Below are 4,892 nucleotides of genomic sequence, written 5' to 3'. Positions count from 1 at the left end.
CTACAAAAAATGGGTAGAGATTTTCTCATCTCTACCCATAATATCCTATCAGTATATTTGTGACCCGCGCTGATTGGGACGAATATACTCATGAGATTCATGCTTTTTAATTCACAGTGCTGTTACGATAATCCCATTTTCTCTTCTACAACATCAGCGATGCGTTGTGCATAGTTATACGCATCTTCATCTGTTTTAGCCTCGACCATCACACGCACAAGCGATTCAGTACCTGACGGACGAACCAATATACGGCCTTCACCGTTCATTTCAGTTTTAACTTGTTCAATAATGGCTTTAACATCTTCATTTTGTTCAACAGCGTGTTTATCTGTCACACGAACATTCACGAGGCGTTGCGGATATTTTGTCATTTGATTTGCAAGTTGACTCAACTTTTTACCAGAACGTTTAACAACTGCAGCAAGTTGAACACCTGTTAAGAGTCCGTCACCTGTTGTATTGTAGTCCATTAAAACGATATGACCTGATTGTTCTCCACCTAAATTGTAGTGACCACGACGCATTTCTTCGACAACGTAGCGATCGCCTACTTTTGTTTTATTGGATTGGATACCTTCTGCTTCTAATGCTTTATAAAAGCCTAAATTACTCATCACAGTAGAAACAATCATATTCTCATTTAATTCTTGGTTTTTAGACATTTCTTGTCCAAGAATAAACATAATTTGGTCACCATCCACGACTTGTCCTTGTTCGTCAACTGCAATTAAACGGTCACCATCACCATCAAATGCAAGTCCAAAGTCACTGCCTGTTTCAACAACGGTTTTAGCCAATGTTTCAGGATGTGTTGAACCTACTTGATCGTTAATATTATAACCATCAGGGTTACAGCCAATTGTCACGGTGTCCGCTTCGAGATCACCAAAAAGGAATGGCGCCAATCCAGCAGTTGATCCGTGTGCACCGTCTAATACAATTTTAAGACCTTCTAAATTAACTTCGACAGTTGATTTTAAATAACTTAAATATTTTTGTGCACCTTCAAAGTAGTCGGATGTATGAACAATCGCCGTGCCTGTTGGACGTGGTAAATCAGGGTTAGATTCATCTAACAATGCTTCAATTTCAAGTTCTTGTTCATCAGAAAGTTTGAATCCATCTGAACCAAAAAACTTAATACCGTTATCTTCTACAGGATTATGTGAGGCAGAAATCATCACACCTAATTCTGCGCCCATATCTCTCGTTAAATATGCGACACCTGGTGTGGAAATCACACCTAAGCGCATCACCTCTGCACCGATAGAAACTAAGCCGGCGATTAACGCATGCTCTAACATTTCTCCAGATACACGCGTATCTTTTCCAACAAGTACGCGTGGATGCTCCGTGTGCTCATTGTGCGCTAAAACATAGCCACCATAACGTCCTAATTTAAATGCCAATTCTGGTGTTAATTCTTGGTTTGCTATTCCCCTTACACCATCAGTGCCAAAGTATTTACCCATAAATCATATCTCCTTTTACTCTCATTCATCACTGTACTTTAATTTTTGCTTTAACCTTATCTGGTTCTAGCTTTGTCACATTTTCAGGTAGTGTTAATTTAACTTCTTTTTCTGTGTCACTTGTAATGCCATTGACATCAATTTCACCAGAAACTTCAGATATATCTTGTAAAGCTTCTCGATTACCAAAAATCTCAATTTCTTTTGTATCTAATGAAACGTCAGCAACTTTTAATCCATTGGTTGGATTTCCTTTTGTCGATACATCAAGCTTCACTTTTTTTGAATAAGATTCGACATCTGCCGTAAGTTCAACCGTTGATGGCTCAATTTGAACATCGAGCTTATTCATATTTTTATCAAATACGGCTACATTAGCGTCGCCTGTCGTTTTTTCTTTAATATCATTTTCATTGCGGAAACTTGCCTTAACGAAAGCAATACGGTCCAATTGTTCTTTACCACCAATCACTTTGACAGTGTGTGGTGTTACAGAAGCATCCTTAAGTTTGAAATTTGAATCTATCACATAAGGACTCACATTCGGTTCAACCGCATACGTTTTTGTTTCTTTCTTTTCGACAGACAATGTCGCCTCTTTCGGATAAACGTGATAGTTAATATCTTTATCTAATCCACGCACTTGGAATTCTAACGTATGCTCTCCTGGTTGGATATCAGATGCATCTAATACCACTTTAATATCTCCAGTTTTTTGAGCTTGTAAAACTTTAGATTGTGGACCTGTTAACTCAACATCAACGGTGTCAGGTGCCCCAGAGACGTATAGATTTTTATCATTATTGATGACCTCTACGTGTGCGTTTTTAATTGTTTTATTCCCGTTATTCGAAATATTATCAGTACTGAAAGATGTACCAAAAACATTATTCACCGATAAAAACAATAATAAAGCGAGTATAAATGCAAAGAAACGTAAACCCCATTTAGATTCAAACATTTAATTCACACCTTTCTTTGCAAAGTGTACACCGAACCAATGTTCAGAGAGTAACTCTTCAAAAACTTCTACTGAAATATCTTTACGCAATTTTCCATCAAATGTTACAGAAATAGATCCAGTCTCTTCTGAAACAACGACAGTAAATGCATCTGACACTTCAGAAATACCCACCGCTGCACGATGTCGTGTGCCTAAACTCTTTGAAATCTTCGGACTATCCGATAAAGGCAAATAGCTTGCAGCTGTAGCGATTTTATCACCTTGTATAATCATTGCGCCATCATGCAATGGTGTATTAGGAATAAAAACATTGGTCAATAGTTCTTGAGAAATCTCTGAGTGCATTGGAATACCCGTCTCTATGTAATCTTGTAAACCTGTTTCTTTTTCAAACACAATTAATGCACCGATGCGACGTTTTGCCATGTACTGTACGGCTTTAGACACAGAATCAACAAGTTTGGGTACTTCTACCGAAGATGTCGTCGAATAGCGCTTAAATAAACTCCCTCTCCCAAGTTGTTCAAGCGCGCGTCTAATCTCCGGCTGAAAAATAACAATGATGGCTAAAAATCCCCATTGCATTACTAAATCAAACAATTTTGAAGTCGTCGTTAACTGTAAATATTCACTAATTGCTTTTCCAACAAGTATAAATAATATTCCTTTTAATAATTGAATTGCTTTAGTCCCTTTAAAGACTGTAATCAGTAGATAAATGACATACCATACAATTAATAAATCTAGAATACCTGTTATGACCTCAAGTGTGCTTAAATTTTCTAAGAGGTTAGAAATCTGCATAGTATCTCCTCCGGTAATCTATTCCCATAACAAATATTATACCAATGTTTATGCTTATTTGTCATATCGTGTCAAAAACATTCTATCATGAATCAATGCGTGAAGTGTCTTATCACTGTATCATTTCTCATAAAATGAAACAAGGCTTGAGTGAGCCCCACTCAAACCTTGTATTAAAAATAGTATGAACAATCATACACAAATTTTAGTTTGCATTGACGGTTTTAACAATTTACAATAGTGTCTCCCCAAAAAAAGAGCCTAACAACGCAACTGCTTGTTCAGCTGTACGATTTTCTATATCTAATAATGGGTTCACCTCTACAATATCAAGAGAAGTAATCAAACCAGATTGATAAAGTAATTCTAAAGCGAGATGGCTTTCTCGATAGGTCAAACCTCCTGGAACTTTCGTGCCCGTCCCAGGCACTTCACTTGGATCTAAAGCATCAACGTCGAGCGATAGATGTATACCATCTGTTTTAGATTGTAAATATGTAATACTTTCTTTTACGATAGCTTGAATCCCTCTCTCATCGATATCTGCCATCGTATAAGTCCTGATTTGGTGCTTTTTGATATACTCCCGTTCACCATAATCCAAATCTCTCATTCCTATTAACACAATATTTTCAGGCTTCACTTTTGGCGCAAAACCACCGATTTCGACTAATTGCTGATCTCCTTCGCCAGCGAGTATACGTAATGGCATCCCATGTACATTGCCTGATGGAGACTCTTCTGGAATATTCAAATCGCCATGTGCATCATACCAAATAACACCAAGACGAGAATAATGCTGTGCGACACCTGATATAGAGCCAATCGCCAACGAGTGGTCACCTCCTAAAATAACAGGAAAGTGATCATTTTTAATACTTGTAGCTACACGGTCATGCAATGCTTTCGAGAAAGAAAGGATTTCATCATAATTTTGAAGTCCTTGTTGTGACGACTTGAATTTTTCTATATCTAGCTTTGGTGCTTCTACATTTCCGCTATCAATAACATGATGGCCAATCGCTTTTAAGCGTGGCAACACACCCGCATAACGTATTGCATCTGGTCCTAAATCAACACCGAGCTTCTTTTGTCCAAAAGTTGTAGGTGCACCTATTAATTCAATTATCTTTGTCATATGACAACTCCCCTTTTCTTATCTTGATGATTAAATAAACTTATATCCGCTTATTTTAATATAGCCCGCATACATAAACAGAATAATTGTTTCTTAATCTGAATACAAGCTTTCATGTATAAATAAAATGTACTTCAGTGATGCACTTTGGACAGATTATACATTAAATAAAGGTCCTCTTGGGTTAAGGAGGCTTTTAATTATAGGGAGAACTGCGCTCTTTTTGTTTTAAAAATGAGACTGGGACATAAATCCTAAAATAAATAGCACTAAGATGATTTCAACAGTAAATCGTCTTAGCGTCCCTCTTTTTAAGATAAAACTTATATTACACAAAAAAACATTTTGACATCCTCGAGCTTATGCTTAAATTAACCCAAATTAAGTTGAGAATTCAGCCCCTAAGCAAGCGAGCTTATGAAGATAAGGCTATCAAATATTATATGTTCCGAACACATTCAGGTTAGAAGGCTATTTAGTGGTGTAGCACCAAACATTTCTAAAACTTAAA

Annotated in this window: 4 protein-coding genes; all 4 read right to left on the bottom strand. The window is 37.0% G+C overall.

Annotated features, from left to right (window positions below; translation table 11 throughout):
- Positions 1–122: 122 nt before the first annotated feature.
- Complete coding sequence (gene glmM, locus KM149_RS03650; protein ID WP_050330329.1) at positions 123–1,475, bottom strand: phosphoglucosamine mutase; 1,353 nt, start codon at positions 1,473–1,475, stop codon at positions 123–125.
- A gap of 28 nt (positions 1,476–1,503) precedes the next feature.
- Complete coding sequence (locus KM149_RS03645; RefSeq protein ID WP_165545911.1) at positions 1,504–2,436, bottom strand: CdaR family protein; 933 nt, start codon at positions 2,434–2,436, stop codon at positions 1,504–1,506.
- The gene (gene cdaA, locus KM149_RS03640) at positions 2,437–3,243 is read right to left on the bottom strand and encodes a diadenylate cyclase CdaA (protein WP_050330325.1); all 807 of its coding nucleotides are present in this window, start codon (positions 3,241–3,243) and stop codon (positions 2,437–2,439) included.
- 232 nt (positions 3,244–3,475) lie between these two features.
- Positions 3,476–4,381 carry an arginase gene (gene rocF, locus KM149_RS03635; RefSeq protein WP_214972176.1) on the bottom strand — a complete coding sequence of 302 codons (906 nt, stop codon included), beginning with the start codon at positions 4,379–4,381 and terminating at the stop codon, positions 3,476–3,478.
- Positions 4,382–4,892: the final 511 nt, after the last annotated feature.

The sequence above is a fragment of the Staphylococcus coagulans genome, assembly GCF_022557135.1.
In the GTDB taxonomy this organism is placed as follows: domain Bacteria; phylum Bacillota; class Bacilli; order Staphylococcales; family Staphylococcaceae; genus Staphylococcus; species Staphylococcus coagulans.
Note: the sequence above shows the minus strand (reverse complement) of the source record. Positions and strands in the feature narration are given on the sequence as shown.